Origin of the sequence: Paraflavitalea soli, assembly GCF_003555545.1 — a bacterium.
Taxonomy (GTDB): Bacteria; Bacteroidota; Bacteroidia; order Chitinophagales; family Chitinophagaceae; genus Paraflavitalea; species Paraflavitalea soli.
In genome coordinates this window covers 5,820,817-5,846,274 of record NZ_CP032157.1, presented here as the reverse complement: position 1 = coordinate 5,846,274, position 25,458 = coordinate 5,820,817, and the positions used below count along the sequence as shown (strand labels likewise).

General features: G+C 46.3%; 23 protein-coding genes. 16 read left to right on the top strand and 7 right to left on the bottom strand.

Annotation, left to right across the window (positions count from 1 at the left end):
• Positions 1-10 precede the first annotated feature (10 nt).
• Both D3H65_RS22185 and D3H65_RS22180 read left to right on the top strand, forming a co-directional pair.
• Positions 11-622 carry an L-threonylcarbamoyladenylate synthase gene (locus tag D3H65_RS22185; protein ID WP_119052415.1) on the top strand — a complete coding sequence of 204 codons (612 nt, stop codon included), beginning with the start codon at positions 11-13 and terminating at the stop codon, positions 620-622.
• A 36-nt stretch (positions 623-658) separates the two neighbouring features.
• On the top strand, positions 659-1,270 hold the full coding sequence (locus D3H65_RS22180; RefSeq protein ID WP_119052414.1) for a GNAT family N-acetyltransferase: 612 nt from the start codon (positions 659-661) through the stop codon (positions 1,268-1,270).
• Positions 1,271-1,398: 128 nt separating this feature from the next.
• Here the strand turns inward: D3H65_RS22180 and D3H65_RS22175 are convergent, their stop codons facing one another.
• On the bottom strand, positions 1,399-1,710 hold the full coding sequence (locus tag D3H65_RS22175; RefSeq protein WP_119052413.1) for a hypothetical protein: 312 nt from the start codon (positions 1,708-1,710) through the stop codon (positions 1,399-1,401).
• 96 nt (positions 1,711-1,806) lie between these two features.
• Positions 1,807-2,406 carry a ribonuclease HII gene (locus D3H65_RS22170; RefSeq protein WP_119054606.1) on the bottom strand — a complete coding sequence of 200 codons (600 nt, stop codon included), beginning with the start codon at positions 2,404-2,406 and terminating at the stop codon, positions 1,807-1,809.
• A gap of 216 nt (positions 2,407-2,622) precedes the next feature.
• Between D3H65_RS22170 and D3H65_RS22165 the strand changes: the two genes are divergently transcribed.
• From D3H65_RS22165 to D3H65_RS22140, 7 genes are all read left to right on the top strand, one after another.
• Complete coding sequence (locus D3H65_RS22165; protein WP_119052412.1) at positions 2,623-3,426, top strand: sulfite exporter TauE/SafE family protein; 804 nt, start codon at positions 2,623-2,625, stop codon at positions 3,424-3,426.
• Positions 3,427-3,814: 388 nt separating this feature from the next.
• Positions 3,815-4,513: a twin-arginine translocation signal domain-containing protein gene (locus D3H65_RS22160; RefSeq protein WP_119052411.1), complete on the top strand. Its 699-nt coding sequence runs from the start codon at positions 3,815-3,817 to the stop codon at positions 4,511-4,513.
• A 25-nt stretch (positions 4,514-4,538) separates the two neighbouring features.
• The gene (locus D3H65_RS22155; protein ID WP_245999561.1) at positions 4,539-5,276 is read left to right on the top strand and encodes a c-type cytochrome; all 738 of its coding nucleotides are present in this window, start codon (positions 4,539-4,541) and stop codon (positions 5,274-5,276) included.
• Positions 5,261-5,530, top strand: a complete 270-nt coding sequence (locus D3H65_RS33345) for a c-type cytochrome (protein WP_245999801.1) — start codon at positions 5,261-5,263, stop codon at positions 5,528-5,530. Before D3H65_RS22155 ends, D3H65_RS33345 begins: the two co-directional genes overlap by 16 nt.
• 13 nt (positions 5,531-5,543) lie before the next feature.
• On the top strand, positions 5,544-5,954 hold the full coding sequence (locus D3H65_RS22150; protein WP_119052410.1) for a DsrE family protein: 411 nt from the start codon (positions 5,544-5,546) through the stop codon (positions 5,952-5,954).
• A gap of 30 nt (positions 5,955-5,984) precedes the next feature.
• Positions 5,985-7,079, top strand: a complete 1,095-nt coding sequence (locus tag D3H65_RS22145; protein ID WP_119052409.1) for a COX15/CtaA family protein — start codon at positions 5,985-5,987, stop codon at positions 7,077-7,079.
• A gap of 59 nt (positions 7,080-7,138) precedes the next feature.
• The gene (locus D3H65_RS22140; RefSeq protein WP_119052408.1) at positions 7,139-9,382 is read left to right on the top strand and encodes a patatin-like phospholipase family protein; all 2,244 of its coding nucleotides are present in this window, start codon (positions 7,139-7,141) and stop codon (positions 9,380-9,382) included.
• A gap of 69 nt (positions 9,383-9,451) precedes the next feature.
• Here the strand turns inward: D3H65_RS22140 and D3H65_RS22135 are convergent, their stop codons facing one another.
• Complete coding sequence (locus D3H65_RS22135; RefSeq protein ID WP_119052407.1) at positions 9,452-10,348, bottom strand: diacylglycerol/lipid kinase family protein; 897 nt, start codon at positions 10,346-10,348, stop codon at positions 9,452-9,454.
• Between the two features lie 84 nt (positions 10,349-10,432).
• A complete protein-coding gene (locus D3H65_RS22130; RefSeq protein WP_119052406.1) occupies positions 10,433-11,413 on the bottom strand; it encodes a lipid A deacylase LpxR family protein in 981 nt (326 codons plus the stop codon).
• A 133-nt stretch (positions 11,414-11,546) separates the two neighbouring features.
• On the opposite strand from D3H65_RS22130, the gene D3H65_RS22125 reads away from it, so the two are divergent.
• Together D3H65_RS22125 and D3H65_RS22120 are read left to right on the top strand one after the other, a co-directional pair.
• Positions 11,547-12,830 (top strand): hypothetical protein, encoded by a 1,284-nt coding sequence (locus D3H65_RS22125; RefSeq protein WP_119052405.1) that lies wholly within the window; start codon positions 11,547-11,549, stop codon positions 12,828-12,830.
• A 108-nt stretch (positions 12,831-12,938) separates the two neighbouring features.
• The gene (locus tag D3H65_RS22120; protein ID WP_119052404.1) at positions 12,939-13,364 is read left to right on the top strand and encodes a nuclear transport factor 2 family protein; all 426 of its coding nucleotides are present in this window, start codon (positions 12,939-12,941) and stop codon (positions 13,362-13,364) included.
• 29 nt (positions 13,365-13,393) lie between these two features.
• Here the strand turns inward: D3H65_RS22120 and D3H65_RS22115 are convergent, their stop codons facing one another.
• Both D3H65_RS22115 and D3H65_RS22110 read right to left on the bottom strand, forming a co-directional pair.
• Positions 13,394-14,443: a 3-oxoacyl-ACP synthase III family protein gene (locus tag D3H65_RS22115; protein WP_119052403.1), complete on the bottom strand. Its 1,050-nt coding sequence runs from the start codon at positions 14,441-14,443 to the stop codon at positions 13,394-13,396.
• Between the two features lie 312 nt (positions 14,444-14,755).
• Positions 14,756-15,751 carry an alpha/beta hydrolase gene (locus D3H65_RS22110; protein ID WP_119052402.1) on the bottom strand — a complete coding sequence of 332 codons (996 nt, stop codon included), beginning with the start codon at positions 15,749-15,751 and terminating at the stop codon, positions 14,756-14,758.
• A gap of 310 nt (positions 15,752-16,061) precedes the next feature.
• Here D3H65_RS22110 and typA point away from each other — a divergent pair, with 310 nt between their 5' ends.
• Both typA and D3H65_RS22100 read left to right on the top strand, forming a co-directional pair.
• Complete coding sequence (gene typA, locus D3H65_RS22105; RefSeq protein ID WP_211345529.1) at positions 16,062-17,876, top strand: translational GTPase TypA; 1,815 nt, start codon at positions 16,062-16,064, stop codon at positions 17,874-17,876.
• A 122-nt stretch (positions 17,877-17,998) separates the two neighbouring features.
• Positions 17,999-18,877, top strand: a complete 879-nt coding sequence (locus D3H65_RS22100) for an RDD family protein (RefSeq protein WP_119052401.1) — start codon at positions 17,999-18,001, stop codon at positions 18,875-18,877.
• A 22-nt stretch (positions 18,878-18,899) separates the two neighbouring features.
• On the opposite strand, the gene D3H65_RS22095 is transcribed toward D3H65_RS22100, so the two are convergent.
• On the bottom strand, positions 18,900-20,180 hold the full coding sequence (locus tag D3H65_RS22095) for a histidine kinase (RefSeq protein WP_162915769.1): 1,281 nt from the start codon (positions 20,178-20,180) through the stop codon (positions 18,900-18,902).
• A 294-nt stretch (positions 20,181-20,474) separates the two neighbouring features.
• Between D3H65_RS22095 and D3H65_RS22090 the strand changes: the two genes are divergently transcribed.
• The 3 genes from D3H65_RS22090 to D3H65_RS22080 all read left to right on the top strand — a co-directional run bounded on the left by D3H65_RS22090 (position 20,475) and on the right by D3H65_RS22080 (position 25,300).
• Positions 20,475-23,525: a sensor histidine kinase gene (locus tag D3H65_RS22090; RefSeq protein WP_119052399.1), complete on the top strand. Its 3,051-nt coding sequence runs from the start codon at positions 20,475-20,477 to the stop codon at positions 23,523-23,525.
• Between the two features lie 53 nt (positions 23,526-23,578).
• Positions 23,579-24,328: a LytR/AlgR family response regulator transcription factor gene (locus tag D3H65_RS22085; protein ID WP_119054604.1), complete on the top strand. Its 750-nt coding sequence runs from the start codon at positions 23,579-23,581 to the stop codon at positions 24,326-24,328.
• A gap of 528 nt (positions 24,329-24,856) precedes the next feature.
• Positions 24,857-25,300: a hypothetical protein gene (locus D3H65_RS22080; RefSeq protein WP_119052398.1), complete on the top strand. Its 444-nt coding sequence runs from the start codon at positions 24,857-24,859 to the stop codon at positions 25,298-25,300.
• Positions 25,301-25,458: the final 158 nt, after the last annotated feature.

Genomic DNA, 25,458 nt, shown 5'->3' with positions numbered 1-25,458 from the left:
ATTTTATGGCATGCTGCTACATCTTCATCCTGATAATCCACAGCCCCGTAATATTCATACAATTGTAAACGGTTTGTCTAAAGGAGAAGTGATCATTTATCCTACCGACACAATTTACGGACTTGGTTGTGATATCTATCAGCAAAAGGCCATCGAACGCATTTGCCGTATTAAACAGGTAAACCCTCAGAAAGCACAGCTATCCTTTATTTGTCATGATCTGAGCGACCTCAGCCAGTACACCAAAAGCATTTCTACTCCCCTGTACCGGATGCTTAAAAGTTACCTGCCCGGTCCTTATACTTTCATTTTGCCGGCCAGCAAGGAAGTACCCAAGATCCTCAAAAGTAAAAAGGACACCATCGGTATACGGGTTCCGGATAACAATATAGCCCGGGCTATTGTAAAAGAATTGGGCCATCCCATATTGAGTACAACCCTCCCCGGTGAGATGGTGGAAGAATATACTGATCCCGAACTCATGTACGCCAATTTTGAAAAGCTGGTAGATATTGTAGTGGATGGCGGCATTGGCGGCATGGTGCCTTCTACCGTGATCGATTGTACAGGTGAAGAGCCGGTCATCATCAGGCAGGGTGCCGGGGAATGGGTGGCTGAATAATTGGCTGTATATTCGTCGGCCTAATAGCCATTACATATGTCTGCTCCATTAAATGAATACCAGCGTTTCTTCCCTGATTCTTTTGAACTGGAAACACCCCGTGTTTTACTTCGCTTATTACAACCGGATGATTTTGATGCACTCTATCCCCTGGCGCAATCAAAAGAAACCTGGAAGTATTTTGTTCAGGAATTGAATGACCCCCAGACACTACGTACCTGGATAGCCTCCTTATTGCAGGAGCGGGCACAGGAAAAAAGAATGCCTTTTGTCATCATCGACAAGGATACCAAAGAAGTGTGTGGCAGTACCAGCTACCTGAATATTTCCTTTTTCGACAAGCGCCTGGAGATCGGTTCCAGCTGGCTGGGACCTGACTTCATTGGCATGGGCGTCAACAAGCAGGCAAAGTTTGCCCTGCTGAGTTATGCCTTTGGTGTTATGAAAATGGAAAGAGTGGAGATCAAAACCGATAACCTCAATGAGCGCGCCAAAGCCGCTCTCCTGAAAGTGGGGATGATACCCGAAGGCGTATTGCGCAGTCATATGCAAATGCATTCCAACCGTCGCCGCGATTCTATTTACTATAGTATACTAAAAGGGGAGTGGGAAGAAAGAAGAGCAAGTTTTTTCCCGGAGATGCTGTAGCCGTGAAACGTGCATCGCCTATCGAAGCAAACGCATTGCCGACTGCCGATTCACGATTGCCGCAAAAAAGGATCCCCGCAATTAATGCAGGGACTCTTTGAGCAACCATTCATCGTTAACAAAAAAATTTAGTAGAAGCGTTTGTTACCATTGTGTTTATACCGGTAAATATGGTGATTGACCCTGCGTTGTTCATATGCCAGGTGCCTTCTTTCACCCCTGCTGATATGCCCGTCTCTCCTGTACCGCTGGTATTGCCTGTGCATATGACGTTGTTGTTTTGATAAGCGGTACGCTTCTCCTCTGGTCAGTTCACCACTCCGCCTGCCTTGTTCAATACGTTGATGTTGGGCACGGTCCTTACCACGCAATGACTGTGCATTGGCGCCTATCGAGAGCCCTAATAAGAGCATTATTCCCAGGATCAATTTCGTTTTCATACTGTAGTTTTTAGTGCAACAAATAAATCCACAGTAGTAAGACTGCCAGTGAAAGCCGTAGTTTAAAGGAGGGAGTACCCGTAAATGTTATAAAATTTATAAATCCAACTCCAGCTGCGAGGGCAGGCATTGGAAGGATTTGCGGTGATAGGGGCTCATGCCATGCGCTTCAATAGCATTGCGGTGTTTAAGCGTAGCATATCCCTTGTTGGAGTTCCAGTTGTATTGGGGAAACTGATCGTGCAACTGCATCATGTAATCGTCGCGGTAAGTTTTGGCCAGTATGCTGGCGGCTGCTATCGAAGCGTAAATGCCATCACCTTTGATGATGCATTCATGCGGTATGGTAGGGTAGGTGGTGAAGCGATTGCCATCGATGAGCAGTAACTGCGGCGCAGTGGTGAGCTTATCAATCGCCAGGTGCATGGCCTTGAAGGATGCTTTTAGTATGTTGATGGCGTCAATTTCCTCATGGTCTACAATGCCTACTGCATAACTTACTGCATGTTTTTCTATGATGGGCCTTAGTTCATACCGGTGTTCTTCCGTTACCTGTTTGGAATCATTGAGCAGGGGGTGGTGAAAATCCTTGGGCAATATAACCGCGGCGGCAAATACAGGACCTGCCAGACAGCCCCGGCCGGCTTCATCACAGCCCGCTTCTATCAATATTTCCTGGTGAAAAGGTTTGAGCAACGGATAAACTTTGGCCAAAAATACGGGAACCGAAGAACTCCTGGCAACCGGAAAACCTCATTTTACTCACATCTTCACACAAAAGGGGATGCGCCACCTCGCAAACTAACCTTACCTTTCCGCACTTTTTTGAACACAACTTGAGCCGATGCCACTCTATCGAAGGGTGGATCGCCTTTCAAAGGCGGCTCACCCTGATCTAAAGAAGTTATGCCTATGGAAATAGCAGGCTACATTATAGCTGTATTGATTGGCCTTTCACTGGGTTTGGTGGGAGGCGGAGGCTCCATCATTACCGTACCCGTATTGGTGTACCTGCTGCATGTAGAGCCCGTTTTGGCCACCATGTACTCTTTGTTTGTGGTGGGTAGCTGTAGCCTGGTAGGTTCTGTAAAAGCTTTTAAGAAGGGATTGGTTGACATTCCCGTTGTATTTGTATTTGGCAGTGCTTCCATGCTGTCCGTATTTATTGCCCGTCATCACCTGGTGCCCTTACTGCCAGACCATTTCTTCACCATCGGCCCGTTGGTAGTTACCAAGGCCGTTTTCCTTATGCTGTTGTTTGGGCTGCTCATGTTGCTGACCTCAGTTTCTATGATCCGCTCTTCCACCAGAAATCAACTGGCTGCCGTGCCTGCACAAGACCAGCCCCGCAAAATGTTGCCCCTTTTTCTACAGGGCGTAGGAGTAGGCATTGTGACTGGATTGCTTGGCGCTGGCGGTGGATTCCTCATCATTCCTGCACTGGTATTGTTTGGTAAGCTGCCCATGAAAACTGCTGTAGGATCCTCCCTTACCATCATGACGTTTAGTTCCCTGTTTGGCTTCTTCAGCACCATGGCTCAGTATACCATTAACTGGACACAGTTATTAAGCTTTACCACTATCGCCATCGGAGGCATTTTTATCGGAACGGCCCTGTCCGACAGGATATCGGCCAACTCGCTCCGGAAGGGATTTGGATGGTTTGTATTGATCATCGCTCTTGTAGTACTCAGCCGCGAGCTATTCTTTTCCTAATTCCAGCAAGAAGTTTTACTCACAACCTAATATGCCATGGTGCTGCATAAAAAGCACGTCTATACCCCATATTATTTAGGTAAATTTAGGATAGGATTTATTCGACTTTATACAGTGGTCTGTTACGCCTGGATATCTTTCTCTCCTCGTAGTAATGAGCTGACGAATAACCTTACGTCACCAGCATTACAAAAATCCGCTATCACTCGCTAAGTATTTTCTGTATCCTTTTCAGTGGATCATTCTTTCCCTGCAACGGCCGGTCCTTGTCTGATCATTAACCATTAACTAAGCTCCCCGGTTTCGGGGATGTCCTGTTGTACTTTCGGGCATTGAAAAAGCCCGGGGGTGTAAGGAATTTTGTGTTGTTCATTAAAAAAATTCTGTTATGCAAAACAATGATCTGAACATGTCATCCCGCCGTGGTTTTTTGGGAACCTTGGCTACCGGCGCCGCTGCTCTGGGCGTTACAACATTGGCTACACCTTTTGGACTGATGGCTTCTCCGGGATTAACCCCCAATGAGATAGCTGATGCAGATGCCTGGTTCAATAAAATTAAAGGCAAGCACCGTATTGTATTCGACGCTACAAGGCCCCATGAGATATTTCCCTTTGCATGGCCACGTGTTTTTATGCTTACCAATGCAGCTACCGGCACACCCGAAAAAGAATGCGGCGTTGTTGTTATTCTGAGGCATGATGCTATTCCTTATGCCATGGAAGACGGTCTGTGGGCCAAATACAATTTCGGCGAATTATTCAAGGCAGATGATCCTGCTACCAAACAACCTGCCACCCGCAATCCATTCTGGAAACCCAAACCAGGTGATTTTAAAGTGCCGGGCTTTGGTCCCATAGCCATTGGCATCAATGAATTACAGGACAGCGGTGTTATGTTTTGCGTATGTGATGCTGCTATGACCGTATACAGTGCGGCAGTAGCTGGCAAAATGAATGCAGATGCAGCCACAGTAAAAAAAGAATGGGTATCCGGCCTGTTGCCCAATATCCAGCCAGTGCCTTCCGGTGTATGGGCTGTGAACAGGGCACAGGAACATGGTTGTTCCTATTGCTTTGCAGGATAACCTCCACCCGCCTTAATCTTTTTTTATGCCACGTAAGATGCAGAAAGGATTCCTGCTGGCAGGCGTGGGCGTGATTGTATTGGCAATAGTGATCAAATCCTGCACCCCAGGCCATACTAAAGACAAACCGGCAATAGCCCTTGCACCCGAATGGCCTTGGGAAGCCCCCGATACAGCCGCTATTCCTTTTACAGCAGAAGGATCAATGATCCGGTACGGCCGGTCATTGATAGCCAACACCGCCCGGTACCTGGGCCCCCGGGGAATCGTACATGCAGTTTCCAATGGTATGAATTGCCAAAACTGTCACCTCGATGCAGGCACCCGGCCCTGGGGCAACAACTACAGCGCTGTGGCATCCACCTACCCGCGCTACCGCGATCGCAGCGGTAGCATTGAATCAGTAGAAAAAAGAGTGAATGATTGCCTGCAGCGAAGCCTGAATGGAATCCCGTTGGATAGCAACAGCCGTGAGCTAAAAGCCATGGTTGCTTATATAAAATGGGTAGGCAGTAATGTGCCGGCCAAAACCAAACCCGTCGGCGTAGGGATCAGCAGCCTGCCTTACCTCGACCGGGCGGCAGACAGCACCAGCGGTAAAATGGTGTATGTACAATATTGCCAACGTTGCCATGGAGATCATGGTCAGGGAGAAGCCGATACAACCATCGGCATTGGTTATCGATATCCCCCTTATGGGGTGCAAACAGTTACAATACCGGCGCCGGCATTTACCGGCTCTCCCGGTTGGCTGGCTATGTAAGAGACAATATGCCCTATGGGGAGGCGTATCACTATAGACCCGTGCTGAGTGATGAAGAGGCCTGGGATGTAGCCGCCTTTATTAATACACAGCGGCGCCCCTTAAAGCGCTTTCCGGCCGATTGGCCGGCCATCGCCACCAAGCCGGTGGACCATCCCTTTGGCCCCTTCAGTGATAGCTTCCCGGAGTGGCAGCACAAGTATGGCCCATTCAGCCCTATTGCTGCATTCAAAGAAAAGGAGAAACAAAAATAAAAACTTCCTACACATGAAAAAGCATAGTTTATTGATCCTGATTTTTGTCCTTGTAGCTTCCCTGGTGTGCGCTCAATCACCAGATTACAAGGTTGTTTTTGACGTAACAAGTAAGGATACCAATACCTATCATACCGTGGTGCGCCAGGCAAGTTCCATCCTGAAGGCAAACCCCGATGCGAAAGTGGAAATAGTCATTTATGGCGGGGCCCTCGACCTGGTAACAAAGGATAAATCCATAGTAGCCCCTGCCGTACAGGAACTCGCCCCCAAAGCCGCTTTTAAAGTATGTGCCGTTACCATGCAACGCAACAACCTCGATAAATCCCGGCTGATACCAGGAGTGGAAACCGTGCCTGATGGCATTTATGAGATCATCACCCGCCAAAAACAGGGATGGGGATATATTAAAGTGAGCCCGTAATCTGGAGTATCCTTTACCTTTGCGGGCGCTATGGATACAAACTCCCAATACCCGGCGCCCGATTCGAAACCACGTCGTTATGTGTCTGCCTGGATACTGATCGGTGTTTTTATGTTGTTGGTACAGGTAATACTGGGCGGTATTACCCGCTTAACGGGGTCCGGCCTGTCCATTACAGAATGGAACGTCGTGACCGGTACCTTGCCCCCGCTCAATAGTCAGCAATGGGCGCAGGAGTTTGATAAATACCGGCAAACACCCCAATACCTGCTGCTGAATTCGGAGTTTACCATTGATGATTTCAAGTTTATCTTCTTCTGGGAGTGGTTTCACCGCTTTTGGGCCAGGCTCATTGGCGTAGTATTCATTGTTGGCTTTGTATACCTCATGTCCAAACGATACCTGAAGCGTGAAATGCAACAACCTTTGTTGTTCCTTTTCTTCTTTGGTGCTTTTCAGGGTGCTATTGGCTGGATCATGGTAGCCAGTGGCCTCACCGGCGATGCCGTGTATGTGAAACCTACCCGCCTTGCCCTCCATTTTATATTCGCCATGGCCCTTATTTGTTATGCGTTCTGGTTTGCCCTGCAATTGCGGGTACCCCCACAGGAACGCAGGGTAGCACCCTCCTTACGCAAATGGACATGGTGGATCATCGGCCTCCTGTTTCTCCAATTGATCTTCGGTGCCTTGATGGCAGGCCATAAAGCAGCCCTGGCTGCAGCTACCTGGCCAACTATTAATGGAGATTTAATACCCCCCGGCCTGCTCCGGGAAAACCCCCTATTACTCAACTTCTTTGAAAATAAGATTACCATCCATTTTGTGCACCGTGGGCTGGCCTATTTGTTATTGATACTCGTCATTATTTATACCATCAAGGTAAACCGCGTAGCTCCTGTAGGCAAAACCTTCCGCAAAGCCCGCCTGCTGCCCGTTTTCCTGGTATCTGCACAGGTAATATTGGGAATAGTATCTGTGTTGACCAGCCCCGGTATCGTGCCTCAAAAGTGGGGTGTATTTGAATGGATGGCCCAGTTGCATCAGATAGTGGGTATGCTATTGCTGCTGAGCTTTGTAGCTATGTTGTACCTGCTTCCCAAACGTTTGGCCCCTGCCGCATAATCAAACTGATATCTTTTCGTTTTTGATAGTAAATTGAGCACGAATAGAATTCAGGCAGCATGAAAATCTTTCTACGCGGATTATTTAGGTCTTTCCCCATCCAGCTTTTTCTGCTGCACTTCAAGAAATTCCAGGTGCTGCTGATCTTCTGGTTCGTGCTGTTCAGTACCGTCAATGGTACCTTTATGAAAAGCTTCGGGGCCGATTCATTGTACCTGGCGCCCGAATACCTGGGAGAGGTCAATGCATTGAGTGCTGCTTTTGTGGGCGTGGCCATCGGCATCTTTATCATGAGTTGGAATATTACCACCTTTATTCTTTTCAGCCGTCATTTTCGCTTCCTCGCTACTACTTCCAATCCTTTTTTAAAATATTGTATCAACAATGGCATTATTCCACTGCTGTTCCTGGGTTTCTATTTCAATAGGGCAGTAAAGTTTGCCGGCATCAAGGAACTGATGACTACCAGTGAAATTACTTTGCTGGTGGGAGGCTTTTTGGGTGGCCTGATCCTGATCATCGCCATTTCTTTCTTCTATTTCTTCCGGGCCGATAAGACCATCATCCGCCGCCTTACACCAGTGATCAGTAATCCCCAATTATTCAAAGCTCAGTTCAGGAGAGGAGAAGATAAATTAACCCAAAGCCGCCTGGTAAAAGTGGAGTGGTACCTCAATTCCCTCTTCACCTTAAAAAAAGTGCGCGATGTATCCCATTATAGCCGTGAGTTTGTAGAAACCATCTTCAACAGGCACCACTTTGCCGCTGTATTGTCCATCTTTGTAGCATTTATTTTCCTCATAGTAATGGGGTTCTGGCTCGATGATCCTTTATTCCAGTTGCCCGCAGCTTGTGGCATCACCCTGTTTTTTTCAATCCTCATCGCAGTATCCGGGGCATTTACCTATTTTATGCAAAGCTGGAGCATCCCTGTGCTGGTACTGATCTTCTTTGTACTCAACCTGCTGTACCGGCATAATATTATTGATCCCACCAATAAAGCCTATGGGCTTAATTATGACAATAAAGAGCAGCGCCCTGCTTATACCCGGGAACGTTTATTTGAGCTCTCCTCACCCGAAAGAACAGCGCAGGATAAAGAACATATGATCCGCATCCTCGATCGCTGGAAAGCCAGGCAGGATAGTAAAAAGCCCGTTATGTTCATCATAAATACCAGTGGTGGCGGCAACCGCAGCGCTACCTTTACCATGAATGTGATGCAATGCCTGGATAGCCTTAGTAATGGTGAGTTAATGCGGAAAACAGCTTTTATTACCGGTGCATCCGGTGGCATGTTAGGAGCCGCTTATTTCCGCGAGCTTAGCCGGGCAAAGGCAGCCGGTGCAGCTATACGCCTGCAGGATGATAAATATGTAGATGACATTTCCGGCGACCTCTTGAATGCATTGTTCACCTCTTTTGTAGCCAGGGACCTGGCATCGCCGGCACAGAAATTCAATGTAGATGGCTACCAGTATGTGAAAGACAGGGGCTATGCTTTCGAACAAAAGCTGAATCAGAATACACATGGATTTCTCAATAAACAACTAAAAGATCTCAATGAGGACGAGGTAAATGCCCGTACCCCGCTCATGCTGTTCAGCTCCGTCATTACACAAGATAGCCGCAAAATGCTCATCAGCACACAACCCATGAGCTATTTGATGAAGCCTGTGTATGATACCAATAAGCTGGCTGAAATAGAACCCGATGCAGTGGATTACCAATCCATGTTTGCCGGACAAGATCCCATGAACCTGCGCCTGCTTACCGCCTTGCGTATGAATGCTACATTCCCTTATGTGCTGCCCAATGTATGGTTGCCTACCAACCCCGTCATTGATGTAATGGATGCAGGCCTTCGTGATAACTATGGACTTGAAACTACTATCCGTTATTTACAGGTGTTTCAGACATGGATACGGGAGAACACCAGTGGAGTAGTGCTTATACAGATTCGTGACAGGAAGATTGCAGGATGGGAGCCTTTTGAGGCTAGTAATATTACCGAAATAGCTACAAAACCAGTATTGCTGTTACAGCATAACTGGTATAAAATGCAGGAGTATTCCCAGAATGACCTCCTTTGCCTGTCACAACAGATACTGGGTAAGCATTTTTATAAACTATCCTTTCAATACCTGCCCAAAAAAGAAGATGCACGGGCAGCCCTCAACTTTCACCTCACCAAAAGCGAAAAGCTGGATATCAATGAAGCCCTGTTCAGCGCCAACAACCAGCAGTCATTCCAGTTCTTCAAGGAATTACTCAAACCACGCAATAACCCGCCCGCTAAGTAGCATCCGCTACTTCCTGCCTGGCCTGTATTAAGCTCGTTGCCTTGTTGCCTCTATGCCTCGTTGCCTTTCTCAGAATGCATGGATCAGCTTAAAATATTCCGGCATCACTTTAATGTGGAGTTTGGTAGGCGTATCCCGTGGTTCTCCGTCAATGTGCATCGGTGCATTGCCTACATTCGATATGCTGAGCTCCGTGGTTTGGAAATAGATCACCGGTGAACGGAGTGAATTTTCAATATGCCGTAGTTTGCCGGCCAGCACCTGCCTCATTACAGTGAGCAGCAGCAATGGCTTGGCTACTTTCTTTACGATCACCACATCCAGCAGTCCATCCGACAATACGGCCTTGGGCGCAATCGTAAAATTGTTGCCAAACTGGTTGCTGTTGGCAATACTTACAAAGAAGGCTTCCGTAGTAAAGACCAGTTTATTTGCTTCAATTTTGAAAAGGTAGGATCCCGCAGAGAAGAAATTACGCGTAGTAAGAGAAGCATAGGTAGCCAGTCCGCGTTTGGGTTGTTTGGCAAACTGGTGCGCTACCTGCGCATCAAAGCCCAATCCACAAAGCATACAGGCAAATTGGTTATTCACCATAAAAGCATCTGTCAGCCGGGCCTGCCCGGTAAAGACAATGTCCAATGCTTTCTCGCTCGATTTTGGAATACCCGCGGCAAATGCCAGCCCATTGCCCGAACCCATGGGCACAATACCAAACCGAACACCTGTATCTGCCAGGGCATATACTACCTGGTTTACAGAACCATCACCCCCGCAAACGATGACATCCGTCACACTTTCGGTCATTATTTTATGCCGAACAGTTTCATACTTTGCAGCTATATCCGTATCCAGGATCTCAAAAGGGATGCCTGCCGCTTTGGTGCGCCGGGCAACCATTTCCCTGAGCGTGCCTTTGCCCCTCGTACCGGATATAGGGTTGATAAGATAAATGATCTTTCTTGTCATGCGGGTGCAAAATTCCAATAAAATATGGGAAAGAACGGGGAAAGGAAGCAAAATAGTTTGTTGGTTTTCATAATCAGGCCCTGTTTACCAGTTAAAAGACAAGCTCACATTGCCTACCTCGTGGCTGTATAGTCCTTTCAACATAGGCGTAGTATACCTTTGCATGACCGATAAGGCAATACGGCCCTTCGATACCACCACGCCGTATTCCATATTGAACGTGAATTTTTGAAGCGGATGGTTGGTACGGATGATCTTTCCATTAGAGGAGTTGCTGATGCCACCTGTAAGCAAAGCATTCGTAAGGGTAAATGAGCCCCCTGGCCGGCCTACCAGGTAAGCCTGCCATTTCTTTTGCCCTTTTATGGAACGCGGACTGGACAACTGGCTAATGGTGCCGGCAAAATAGGGATGCATGAGGCCAATCCGGATCATTGGATATATGCTAGCACTATTCGTCATAGTGCCCGCCGCTATTTTGCCGCCGCCGATAACTTCTATGAAATTTCCAATACTGGCCAGCTGTTTTTCTGCCGTGAATTGAACATTCGCCAGCAAAGCATTGCCCAGTTGATGTTCCCAGCCCATGGGCAACTGGTAACTGATCAGTTGGTGTATTAATTTTTGTCCCTGTTCCCCCATGGCGGCAGGCCCCATTACCCCCAGCAATAACTCCGTTTGGAAACTGTATCGTTGTTGGGGGTTGTAGGAGCGCAGAGAATAGGTGGCAAACAAAGAGCCTGAATACGGGTAATCGTCCGGCTGGTATGCTGTGGTCTTGATATCCCGTGGGGTAATGGCCATTTGCATGATACTCCAGCCAGTAACATTGATGCTGCTATCACCTGCTGTAGGTAGCCACCTTGGTCCCTTATGGTTGCTGTAAAACAGGTCAAAGCGCAAGCCATTGGTATAGAATTGATCTGTTCCCTTTCCGCGGAAGTTGATAAAGTCATTGTCAACATATATCCTGAAAAGATATTCCCTGTCCTGTTGCGCATGCAAAGGCGTGAAGAAACCGCAGCCTCCTACTAGTAAGAGTATAGAATATAAATTTCCTTTCATCTGTTCCCCTGGCTGTTGGTACCCATTTATCCTTAACAATCATATGCCAGCCATGGTGAGGAAAAACAGTTACAGGTTTTAAGCGGCGTATGCATAAAAAAAATTATTTTCATTATTAAACCCCTCATCCTCTATGACTCAATCAGTCAATTATTTCAAATGGAGCCTTGGTCAAAAGGTCGCTATCCGTTTCTTCTTCCTCTTTTTTGTGTTGTATATCTTCTTTAATCCTAATGGCGTGTTTCCCGGTATTGATACCTTGTTTGGGATTTACATCGAACCTTTTCATAAGCTCATACCCTGGATAGGTAAGCATATCCTCCACTTGTCATATGATATCACTGTCTTTACCAATGGCAGTGGCGATACCACCTATGATTATGTGGTCATCTTCTTTATTTTCTTGCTGTCCCTGGTGGGATGTTTGATCTGGTCTGTGCTTGACCGCCAGAGGGCCAGCTACAACCAGTTGTATTACTGGCTTACTGTTATGGTCCGCTACTATGCCGCCTTTACCATGCTCACCTATGGATTTGTAAAAGTGTTCAAATTGCAATTCCCTTCACCTTCACTCAACAGGTTGATACAGCCTTACGGCGATTCTTCACCCATGGGCCTCGCCTGGACCTTTATGGGTTATTCCAAAGGATACAATTATTTCACGGGTTTTGCTGAAGTGTTGGGTGGCTTATTGCTTTTATTCCGGCGTACTGCTACCGCAGGGGCCATTGTTACTGTGCTGGTGATGGGCAATGTGATGGCCATGAATTATAGCTTCGATATACCGGTAAAGCTGCTATCAACTACAGTAGTGGTCATGTGCCTCTTCCTGCTGGGAAAAGATATGGTGCGCCTGATCAACTTCTTTATTCTAAACAAGCCTGCTGAAGCAGGTAAGACAGCTGCGCCGTTCATCCGTAAAAAATGGCTGCGTATATCCCTTTTATCCTTCAAGGTATTGCTGGTGGGTTATACCCTGGTCATGGTTGTTTATGGCAGCTACTCGGCACTGGGCCAGTATGGCGATGCGGCGCCCAAACCACCTTTGTATGGTATCTATGATGTGAAGACCTTTATCAGGAACAACGATACTATTCCCCCTTTAAAAACAGATGCTACCCGTTGGAATAGACTGGTTGTTAATTACCAGGGCAATGCCATGCTCAAAATGATCACCGATAGTACCGAGTGGATAGCTTTTGAGCCTGATACCGTGGCAAAAAAGATCATTGTGTATGAGGATACCGCACATAAGGCGGCATTCACTTATACCTGGCCCGAAAAAGATCTGCTGGAAATGAAAGGCCGCTGGAAGAGCGATAGCCTGGTCATCCGGATGCAGCAATTTGACCTCAATAAATTCAAGCTGGTGAGCCGCGGTTATAACTGGATCAATGAGTATCCATACAACCGGTAAAATGTGTAATTGGATAAGGATGAGCCACTGACCCGGCATTTAATGGGGGCAGAATGCCGGGTGCCTGATTCTGGCATGAGATTTTCAATTACACTCTAAAAGGAATGTATGTCAGCTTTTACCCACCCCACCACCAATGATGTAGACAGGAGTTGCCAGGAAGTATTGCAACAGGCTTACGAGGCTTTTAATGCGCGTGATATAGAGGCTGCTCTCGCCTGCATGGATCCAGATGTGGAATGGCCCAATGCCATGGAAAGCGGCTACCTGTACGGGCATAAAGCTGTACACGATTACTGGGTGCGGCAATGGATCATGATCGATCCACATGTAGAGCCCGTGCATTTTAGCAATTGTGAAGATGGGAATATCATGGTCGAAGTACACCAGGTCGTGCGCGATCTGGAAGGGAACCTGCTGTTGGAAGAGACCGTAAACCACGCCTACCTGGTATTACAGGGCTTGATAAAGCGAATGGAAATACGAAAAGTAGCTATTGTCCCTGATCAGGAAATTACATCCATGGCCGGATAGCATAGCATTAGTAGTCTCCTTTACTACCACTACCATTTTAGCAAGGCGCTGGCCCAGGTAAAGCCACTGCCAAAGGCAGCCAGGCATACCAGGTCACCTTCTTTGATCTTTCCTTCCTGCCAAGCTTCACACAAGGCCAGCGGTACCGATGCTGCGGTGGTATTGCCGTATTTCTGTATATTATTGTATACCTGGTCGTCTTTGAGTCCCAGCTTCTGTTGCACAAATTGCGCAATACGCAGGTTCGCCTGGTGGGGTATCAGCATCCGCAGGTCCGCTGGCTGATAGCCATTGGCCGTCAATGCTTCCATGATCACTTCAGGAAATTTCACAACTGCTTTTTTAAACACAGATGGCCCATCCATAAAAGGGAAGTTTTGCGCTTTATCGATCATTTCATGACTCATGAACATATCAGCTATTTCAGCTTCATTGAAATCGGCCAGCTTTTGTTCTGTCCAATGATTGGCATGCGTACCCGGATTGTACATCGCTAATATCTCCGCACTCTCTCCATCACTGTGCAGGTGGCTGCTTAAAATACCCTGGTTCTCCTTTTCCGTGGGCTGCAATACCACTGCTCCTGCGCCGTCGCCAAAGATCACACTCACATTCCTGCCACGCGTGCTGAAGTCGAGACCGAAAGAATGTTTCTCACTGCCGATCACCAGCACGTTTTTGTACATACCACCCCTGATGAATTGATCTGCCACACTCAGCGCATAAATAAAGCCACTGCACTGGTTACGCACATCCAATGCCCCGATCTCCTTCATTTTCATAGCCCTTTGTACCAGCACCCCGCAGCCCGGGAAATAATAATCCGGGCTAAGCGTAGCAAATACAATAAAGTCAATATCCTGTGGCGTAATCCCTGCCCGTTCGATGGCTATTTTGGCCGCTTCCACCCCCATGGTGGTGGTGGTTTCCTGCGTGCGGTGGGCGTACCGGCGTTCTTTAATACCCGTTCTTTCCTGTATCCACTCATCACTCGTTTCCATGTATTGGGTAAGGTCCTGGTTGGTCACTACTTGTTCCGGTACATACATACCAATACCGGCGATCCTGGAACGTATCATATTGCAAGACATTTTAGATGAACAAGTTAAGGAAAAGAAAATTGCACCCGAAATGAAACTGTTGCAATCCGAACGAATGAATTAGACCCTTAAGGTTTCTTGGCCAAATCAGGTAAAGTGGTAGGTAGAAGGCAGTAGATCGAACAAGGAAATCACATACTTACAAATAACTAAATTATCAATATAAATAGCTACAGAAGAACCTACAATCTACAGAGAACGTACAGAGAACCTACAGAGAAGATCAGCCGGGGATTATCCGGGTATTACCTATACATTATCAATGGATTACCCGCTCCTTGGGTAAAGTATTTATATAGGTTTTACGTGCAAAATTTCCTCCATAAACCGGCCAATTTCCCTTTCTACGCCGGGCACATCTTTCGACTTGATCCAGGAGCCCATCACATGATTGCCCGTATTGGGCATCGCTACGGCCCTTTTTTCCGCAGCCGGCGTACCCAGTTCATCAAACATTTTCAAGGCAGCCGACACTTTCACCACACTGTCCTGATGCACTTTATCCTTAAAATAATAGAGCAGCAACGTTGGCTGCTTTACCTTTTCAAAGGTACCCTTATTCATAGAGGTTTCCAGCAATTCTTCCAGGTTTACAGCCGCTTCCAGCCGGTAGGGGGAGTTCCAGTATTGCCGGTACACATCCCGCTTATCATCCGATTCATTGTATTTCGACCCCTTCACCAGCCTGGCTATCTGCAGCCCCCAGGGGTTATTGAGCAGCCACGCATTGGGATCATTGATGGCAATATTGGGTGATAACAGCACAAGGGCATAAACTTCTGGATATTGGGCAGCCAGTTGCAAAGCCAGCGTTCCCCCCGTGGAAGTACCTACCAGGATCACTTTATTACCGATCTGCTGTCCGATAGCCAGGGCTTCTTTGGCGCTTTCCCAGTATTTATCGGCCGTAAGGTGGGCCAATGCATCGGAGGTATCAATGCCATGTTCCGCCAGCCGCGATAAATAGAGGTTACAGCCATATTTCCGGGCAATATCGCGGTGCACCGGATCGCCTTCCGCCTGCGAAGCCGAAAAGCCATGGAGGTATACCAGTGAATAGTCAGTTTTAGCCTTGCTCGAGTCATTGGCCCATACAATACGGGCTTCGTTGTCGGGTTTTAACCGGTGCTGACTTTCCTGGGTGCGGATAAATTGCTGGAGAGAATCCGCCCCTGTAGGTACCACAGGCATTTGGGTAAGATAAGCAGGGTCCGATGGCTTGGGTCCCATGAGGTAAACGATCACAATAACCAGTAGCGTAATAAGCCACCATTTCTTTTTGCGCATGTGGTAAATTTGTATGTTGAAATTAACGCAAAAACCCAGGCTTACATAAATTATCAATGTGTTAATGCTGATATAGCTCAATAGATTAAGCTCAATGGAGGTATCATAGTATAAACAGAGGTGGTGAACTGCGGCTACGGGCTGGTTTCAGACACACTAGGTAGAAAAGATTACTAAAATAATAAGTTTCCCCATTTCCTTGTCCCACCCGCCGAATTAGCGTACTTTTGCGCCTCTTTTTGCCCGTTGAAAACCTGTATAGTAGCTAATCGCTTGCTTGTCAGTGAGTCAACTTATTAATAAGTTAATTATGGAAATCAGAAATATAGCGATTATCGCCCACGTAGACCACGGTAAGACAACCCTGGTTGATAAGATCTTACACGCTACCAAAGTGTTCCGCGATAACCAGGACACTGGTGAGCTGATCATGGACAGTAACGACCTGGAACGCGAAAGAGGTATCACTATCTTTAGTAAGAATGCCTCCGTAACCTATAAGGACGTTAAGATCAATGTGATTGATACCCCTGGTCACGCCGACTTTGGCGGAGAAGTAGAGCGGGTATTGAAAATGGCCGACGGTGTTTGCCTCCTGGTAGATGCTTTTGAAGGCCCCATGCCACAAACACGTTTCGTGCTCCAAAAGGCATTGCAGCTGAACCTGAAGCCCATTGTAATCATCAATAAAGTAGATAAGCCCAACTGCCGTCCTGATGAAGTTCATGACGCCGTATTTGAGCTGTTCTTCAACCTCGATGCTTCCGAAGAGCAACTGGATTTCCCTACCTTCTATGGTTCCGGAAAGAACGGTTGGTTCAACGATTCCCTTACACAGATCGACAATATCAATCCCCTGCTGGATGGTATCCTGAAATATGTACCTGCCCCTAAGGTAAATGAAGGGCCAGTACAAATGCAGATCACTTCACTGGACTATTCTTCTTTCCTTGGCCGTATTGCCGTAGGTAAAGTAGCCCGTGGTGTATTGAAAGAAAACCAACCCATTGCTTTGATGCAGGCCGGCGGTGTGATCAAGAAATCAAGGGTGAAGGAACTGTACGTGTTTGAAGGCATGGGTAAGAAAAGAGTAACTGAAGTTGTTGCTGGTGACCTTTGCGCTGTAGTAGGTATCGAAGATTTCAACATTGGTGATACCATCGCCGATGCTGAAAATCCCGAAGCATTACCCGTCATCAGCGTGGATGAGCCAACCATGAACATGCTGTTCTCTATCAACAACTCTCCTTTCTATGGTAAGGATGGTAAGTTCGTTACCAGCCGTCACCTGCGTGATCGCCTGATGAAGGAAACAGAGAAAAACCTCGCCCTCCGTGTGAAAGAAGCAGAAGGTGGTGGTGATAGCTTCCTGGTGTATGGTCGTGGTATCCTGCACTTAGGTATCCTCATCGAAACCATGCGCCGCGAAGGATATGAATTAACAGTAGGTCAGCCCCAGGTAATCGTAAAAGACGTGGATGGCGTTAGGTCTGAACCATATGAGAGCCTGGTAGTGGATGTGCCGCAGGAATTTGCTTCTAAAGTAATTGACCTGGTTACACGCCGCAAGGGTGAAATGCATGTAATGGAAACCAAGGGTGAAATGCAACACCTGGAATTTGAAATTCCTTCCCGCGGTCTCATCGGTCTGCGTACACAGATGCTGACAGCTACTACCGGTGAAGCTGTAATGGCACACCGCTTTATAGCTTACAAGCCCTGGAAAGGTCAGATCCCCGGCCGTAACAACGGTGTACTGATCGCCAAGAGCACCGAAAAGACAACCGCTTATTCTATCGATAAATTACAGGACAGGGGTACCTTCTTTGTAGATCCGGGCGAAGAAGTATACGCTGGTCAGATCATTGCCGAGAACATCAAGCCCGGCGACCTGATCGTAAATGCTACCGAAGGTAAAAAGCTCACCAACCACCGTGCAAGCGGTAGTGATGATGCCTCCCGCATTGCGCCTAAAACCTTGATGACACTGGAAGAATGTATGGAGTATATCCAGCAAGACGAGTGCATTGAAGTAACGCCAAATTTCATCCGTATGCGTAAAGTAATCCTGGATGAAAATGAAAGAAGCAAGGTGCAGAAGTCTATGAAGACCGAAGCCGTTTAAGTAGAAGTTTTATCAACTGATCATACTAAAGGAGCTATCTGAAAAGATGGCTCTTTTTTTTGTGCGTATTTTGAAATGGCCAAAGAACGTTATAAATTGAGGAGCGTGAATCAAATATCCTTATGAAGAATAACAGAATACTCATTGCCGTGACCGTCTTTACCCTGGTAACCCTCCTAGGCATTTTTACCAGTATTGATTATTATAAATACCTGTTCAGCCATTTGGACGATAGTTTTAGTTACCGAAACTTGAACAATACCGTGCAATCAATAGCCGGTCTGCTATTACTTTTGCTGGACCTCGTCTTAATAACCTTGTACTTTACTTCCACGGGCCTTTACCAGGACAAAGTATATAAGCTGCTGCGTTACCTGAACCTGATGAGTTTTTTCCTGTACATGCCATATCTGCTGTATGTATACATTTCTACCGGCAGTTATTTCTACAAGATAAGTCCCACCCAACAGCTTTTACAGGTGGGCCGCCTGGTGCTCAACATGGTTTGTGTCGTATTATTCCTGCGCGCCAGGCCGCAAAGCCAGCCGGCAAGCATTGACCTGGCCGACTATGAATTGGTAACCTACACATCAACGGGGCACCGCTTTGTGCACCACCTGCTGGATATGTTATACCTGATCCCAGTATTCTTTTTTTGGCTGGATAGAATGCCCGGTCATTACTGGGATAATCCTTACCTGATGGAGGTATTGTTCTTATTGATCTACCTGGTATACTGCTTTGTGTCGGAAGCCATTTTCCGCCAAACCCTGGGCAAGATAGCTACCAACTCCTGTGTGACTGCCATTGGATATGAGCCTTCAGCGGGAAGGATACTCCTGCGAACACTGGCACGCCTGATACCTTTTGATCGTTTCTCCTTTCTCTTTGGCGCCAACTGGCACGATAAAACAAGTAATACCTCAGTAGTATACATAGATACCTGGGAGAAAGTGTTTGATGATTCAAATCCATCAGACACCCTGGCTACGCAGAAATAAAGAGGTGGCAAAAAATGTGTGGTTAGGGATTTTTCATGTCCAGCGATACGATCACTCTTGTACCGGCAGCATCACCCTTTTCATCTATGAGGTCTTTGATGACCGCCTGTATTTTGGTATGGTAAATTTCATTGATGATATGGATGCGTTCATCTGTTAATTTGATCCCCTGCTTTTGTAACGTAGCAATACGCCCTGTCCTGGATTTCATGGAAGCTGCACGGCCTATCCCATTATCCTCAATACTCATGCACAGTTTGTCCTGTTGCAGCCAGTAATGCAGGAATAGCTCACCCCTTTCCCCTTCTTTGGGCATTAACCCATGCCAGATGGCATTTTCTACAAAAGGTTGCAACAACAGCGGAGGCACCATCACGCTGCCCCGGTTGATCTCCTCACTTACATTGATGATCACATCAAATTTGTTGTTGAAGCGCAATTGCTCCAGCTCTATGTACAGTTCCAGTGATTTGATCTCCTGGTCCAGCGGCACCCATTCCGATTGCGCACTGTCGAAGATAAGCCGGATGAGTTTGGAAAACTTGGTGAGGTAGCCGGATGCTTTCAGCGGTTCATTCTTCAGTATGAAATTGCCAATAGAATTGAGGCTGTTGAATACAAAATGTGGGTTCATCTGCAGGCGTAATACAGCCAGCCTGTTTTCTGCTATCTTCCGGTTGTTTTCGTGAAGCCTGATGGCTGCCGCCTGGTAGGCTACTTCCACCTGTGAGCGGATGATCTTATTGGCGCAAAGCGAAGCAATCGTATTGAGAATAAACAGGTGTTTCGACTGGAAGAAACCTTTTTCATGGTGCTCTGCATCAATGATTCCCAACACCTTTCCCTGGTAAATAATAGGAACCGTGATCTCCGAATGACGCATGTCGTCATCCACAATATAGCGGGGGTCTGTAGTCGTATCCGAAATGATTTCCGGTATTCCACTTACTGCCACACTGCCTACTATGCCTTTCCCCAGCGGGATCTCGATGGGCTCATATATTTCGTAATCCTTGGGGTTTTTGGGGCCATAGGCCGCTTTTTGTACCAATACCTTGTTTTCTTCATCAACCAGGTAAATGACACAGTCCTCAAAATTCAGGTGCGAAATACAGTTTTTGGTCACATCCCAAAGAATCTCATCAATCGTATTCTTACCAAACAGCGAGGTTGCGAAATAATTGATCGTTCTTTCAATCTCGAGGTCATCGGATTGGTTGGATTTCCGTTGCTTTAATAAAAGCCACACCATTACCACGATGATGGCCAGCAACAGAGCTATTATCAGATAATACGTTGTCAAAGCTGTTCTTGGATTTTAATATTTGCCTAAACCGTAGCAGCAAAATACCACACAATTCCCGATTAATTATTGCTATTGAGTAGCTGGTCGTTTTTCCCCTGTGATCAGGCTGTTTAAACCAGTGTACCAGCTCCAATATATCAACGATTGAATTTCAATGGCTAATAACAGGTAATTATCTACCGTATACTCATAAAACCGGCCATGTACTCAGTCATAATTGGGCATGCATCGTTTGTTTGGTAGATTTACCCCGGCGACGGCTTTTTATTACGTTTAATTTCAATTTGTTTTTTGAACAGGCTCACTATAGCAAGCATTATCCTTTTATTATTGTCCCATGCCTCCCGGGGCCAGGTGATCAATTTTTCCCGTCTCAATACTTCCAATGGTTTAACCGGCAATAATGCCCAGTCCATCACCATCGATAAGAACGGTTTTCTTTGGGTGGGTACCAATGACGGGCTCAACGTATACGATGGTTATACCGTTACTTCCTTTGTAAAAGAGAAGTACCCCGAAATGGCTTCCGACATGGTGCTGCACCTGGTCAACGACAGTCATAACCGTACCTGGATGGGCACCTTTGCCGGTGCTTCCTGGGTTGATGAGAACAGGACCTTTCACCGGGTAGTACTCAAGGACTCGATCACCAAATTCCGCTGCCCCACCATTTTTGAAACTGCTACCTATGGCGTTGTGCTGCATACCGGGAAAGGTGAGTATTATTTTGACAGCACTGCCGGTAAATGGAAGGAACTGGATTGGGTGCCACCCCTCATTAAAAAGGGGAACTTTATAGATGCAGAGCCGCTTGACCGCGATAAGATCATTTTTGTAGTAGATTCTCTCGTAGCCATACTGGATTACGCAAAACGGCAGATCATTTTCCAACAGTCATTTGACTTACCATTAAGTGTGTGCCCTGCCAGCGATACTACCCTTGCCGTGGGCCTCAAAGCAGGACAGGTAGCCATTGTCAGCATTCATTCGGGGAAAACAATAGCCAATTACCAGCTTGTAAATCAGCTGGGGGGAAAAACAATCAATACCTACCTCACCGAAGTAAGGCGTGCGGCCAATGGCGACCTGCTGGTAGCCACCGACTTTGCCGGATTGATCATTATTGACAATAAGGGCAATATTACTGGACACACCCACGATCCCCTCAACCCCGGTGCCATATCCGCCAACAATACCTATCGGTCTTTCGCAGGGAAGAAAGGAGAAATAATCGTAGGTACACAGGCCTCCGGGGTAAACATGGCCAATATCTTCAACAAACCTGCAGTGTACACACGGATATTCAGTGATGAGAAAGGGAGCCTGTATGATAACTTCATAACCCGTATTGTGGAAGAGGGTGACGGCGTTTTCTGGGTAGGCGCCAATGACCGGTTGATCAGGTGGGATAAGAAGAATAATCGCTCAACTTTCTATCATTATTACAAGCAGTCGCCCGATGGCATACGTCCGTTGGAAATAAAGGCCCTTTGTAAAGATCAGTCCGGACGATTATGGCTGAATGCTGCGGGAGATGGGTTGTGTTTCTTTGATAAAAAGACAGGACAGTTTGTAAAGGTCAGGCCAGATACCACCCAGGGCAAGGCAGCCGCTACTCCTTATATCTACGATCTATTGACCCTAACTGATGGCAGCATATGGGTAGGTAGCGGGTACGGCGTTTATTCTATTCAGCCCTCCACCATGAAGGTTACCGGCTATGTGGAACATCCCCTGCTAAAAACACTGAACGGTAAACTGGTGATCAGCCTGTTCGAAGACAAAGATCACCGTATCTGGATAGGCACCCATGGCACAGGCGTGTATTGTTACGACAAGCAAAATAATAAGCTCGGACATTTTGGTACCCAGGAGGGCCTGGCCGGGGAAACTGTTTACGGCTTTATACAAGACAACACAGGTAGTGTATATGCAGCTACCGCTCATGGGCTTACTATTATTTCTCCTGACAGTAAGCTACGTACCTATAATCGAAAGAACGGATTACGGTATGAACGATGTGAGGCGTTGTTGAAGGACGAAGAGGGGAATGTGTGGATATCCAATAACAAATCCCTGGTAAAATTCAATCCGTCTACCCAACAATTAACGCATTTTGAAGAGAATTCAGGATTAAGCATTGATGGGTTCAGGCCCAATGCAGCGCTACATGCAAGCAATGGAGAAATGCTTTGGGGCAGTGAAAGCGGGATCAATTATTTCTTTTCCGCTAAACTGGTGATCACTCCCTCCCTGCTGCAGGTAAGTGTGTACGCCATGGATACCAACGATACCATGCAGTATTTTGGAGCTAATAAATATTTTGCGTTACCCCATAGTCACAACGATATCACTTTCCATTACACAGCTATCAACTTAAACGGGTCCAGGAACATCGAATACCAGTATAAGCTGGAAGGGTATGACAAGGAATGGCATTCCGGTACCGATGTGCGGGAAGCGCGTTATCCCGCCCTGCCCGCTGGCAATTATACCTTTCACGTAAAGGCCAGCATCGACCATGTACATTGGACTGCTGCCAATAATGAAATATCCCTGTACATTGTACCTCCTTTTTGGCAACGCTGGTGGTTTATTGGCGTCATGGTGGTAGCATTGGCGCTCATCATACATGCCTTATATTGGATGCGATTAAAACAGGTAAGAGAAAAAGAAAAGATAAAATCAGAATACAACCAGAAAATAGCAGAAATAGAGATGAAGGCCCTGCGGGCGCAGATGAATCCCCACTTCATCTTTAACTGCCTTAACTCTATTAACCGCTATATAGTTAAAAGTGATCATGCCACCGCTTCCTTATACCTTACCCGCTTTTCCAAACTGATCAGGCTGATACTGGACAACTCCAACAGTAAAAATGTATTGCTGTCCAATGAACTGGAAGCCCTTAGGATCTACATAGAGATGGAGTCACTCCGTTTCAATAATAAATTCACCTATAATATTATCCTGGACAAAGAAGTAGGAGTGGATATCCTTGAAGTACCGCCACTGATGATACAGCCGTATGTGGAAAATGCCATCTGGCATGGGTTGCTGCATAAGGAAGCTTCCGGGCATCTGGCTATTCATATCAGCATGCTGGACGATAATATGTTGCAGTGTGTGATTGAAGATGATGGCGTAGGAAGGGAAAAAGCAAAAGAATACAAGAGCAAGTCTGCCACCACTAAAAAGTCGTTGGGAATGAAGCTCACCGAAGACAGGATATCTATCCTGAATAAACATCATTCACCCAACGCAAGCATTACCATTGTCGACCTGGTGGCCCCCGATGGAGAAGCTGCCGGTACCAGGGTTGTTTTAAAGATTCCGGTATAAGTACCCATACTAACCAAAACCAACTAGTTACTTAACAAAAAAATTGAATGATTATGATACGCTGTGTAATTGTAGATGATGAAAATAATTGCATTGAAATGCTGGAGTGGCTATTGAAAACCTATTGCCCACAGGTTACCATTGATGCCATGTGTACTTCTGCCGAGCAGGGTCTTGAGGCTATCAATCGACATAAGCCCGATGTGGTGTTCCTTGATATTGAAATGCCACGCATGAATGGATTTGATATGCTGGAGCAGTTTGACAAACTCAGCTTTGATGTAGTGTTCACAACTGCGTATGATAAATTTGCGATCAAGGCCTTCCGTTACAGCGCCCTGAATTACCTGTTAAAGCCCATCGATCCGGACGACCTGAAAGAAACGATAAGGAGACTGGAAGAAAAACAGTCGATCCCTACCCGCGAACAGATCGATCTGTTGCTGCAAAATGTAAAGAACGTAAGTAAGACTACCATACCCCGCATTGCACTTACCACCAACGACGGGATGATCTTTGTATCAACACAGGATATCATATACTGCGAAGCCGAGAGTAACTATACCAACATTGTACTGGCGGGCGGGAAAAAGATCATGGTATCAAAAGTATTAAAGGATATTGATGAGGCCCTGGCCGGCCCTGATTTCTTCAGGGTACACAACTCCTTCCTTATTAATCTGAACCATATCAAGAAGTTTGTACGGGGTGAAGGTGGTTATGTAGTGATGGACGATAACGCTACGATTAGCATTTCCCGTTCACGCAGGCAGGAGTTTATGGAGCTGTTCTCTAAGTTCTGACAGGTAGATCGGGGTATTTGGGTATCCCTGTGCGTCATGCTAAATTCCTTTAATAAGCAAGAACATTATTTTATTATTATTTAGCGTAGCAGGATTTACGGTTAGGATAACCGTAAACATCCGTGTATCAACTGTACGCTTTTGATACAGCTTTCCGGCAGATAATTTTATCGCATTGAATATCAAACAAATATCCGCGTATCCGCTGTAACTCCCTCCCAGCCTCACTTTTGCCGCTCATAAACATTTTATCAGGGCAATCACGCATTTCATTCAATAAAGACTACCGTTCACTCAAACACAGCTTGCACAGGAAAAAATCCTCACTAACTTTGCGGCGCAATCTGGTACTCACCTCTTGGTTCTTTCGTAATAAGATGCAATTGTTAAAGAAAATATAAGAGTAAAAGAAGTTCGAAAAGGTTGTAACATTTGAAAAAAAGGTGCGTCTTATATAGTGTGATGCAACAAGTATAGCGCAACACTTGAAAAAACAAAGTAGCCATAAAAACAAAAAAAACATTTAAAATGAAAAAGACAATTTTAACCTGGGTATTGTTACTGACCGTAGGTCTTAGTAGCACTTTCGCCAACAAGCTTGAAAACGTAAACGAACAAGTAATCAGTTCTTTTAAGAAAGACTTTGCTTCAGCACAAGATGTTAGCTGGGAAAAATCTAAAGAGATCTCCAAAGCGACCTTTAAGCTGAATGATCAGGTAATGTTTGCTTATTATGCAGAAGATGGTAACCTGCTGGCCGTAATGAGGAACATCGTTTCCAGCCAGTTGCCCATCAACCTCTTGAGCGATCTGAAGAAGAATTATTCCAGCTACTGGATCAGCGACCTGTTTGAAATGGCCTCCGACAATTCCACTGCTTACTACGTAACAGTACAGAATGGTGACCAGACACTGGTGTTGAAATCATTCGGATCTGTAGGATGGGAAACGTTTAAAAAAGATAAGAAATAATTATAGAGGATCTGATTCATTGTAACTACAGCCCCGCTACATAGCGGGGCTTTTTATTTTTATGATGCATGCTGCATAGCATTTTCTGCAAGCTACTCAACCTTGTTTGTTGCCGCTTTTAACCTCCGCTAATTTTGCCCCACATTATTTAATTATTC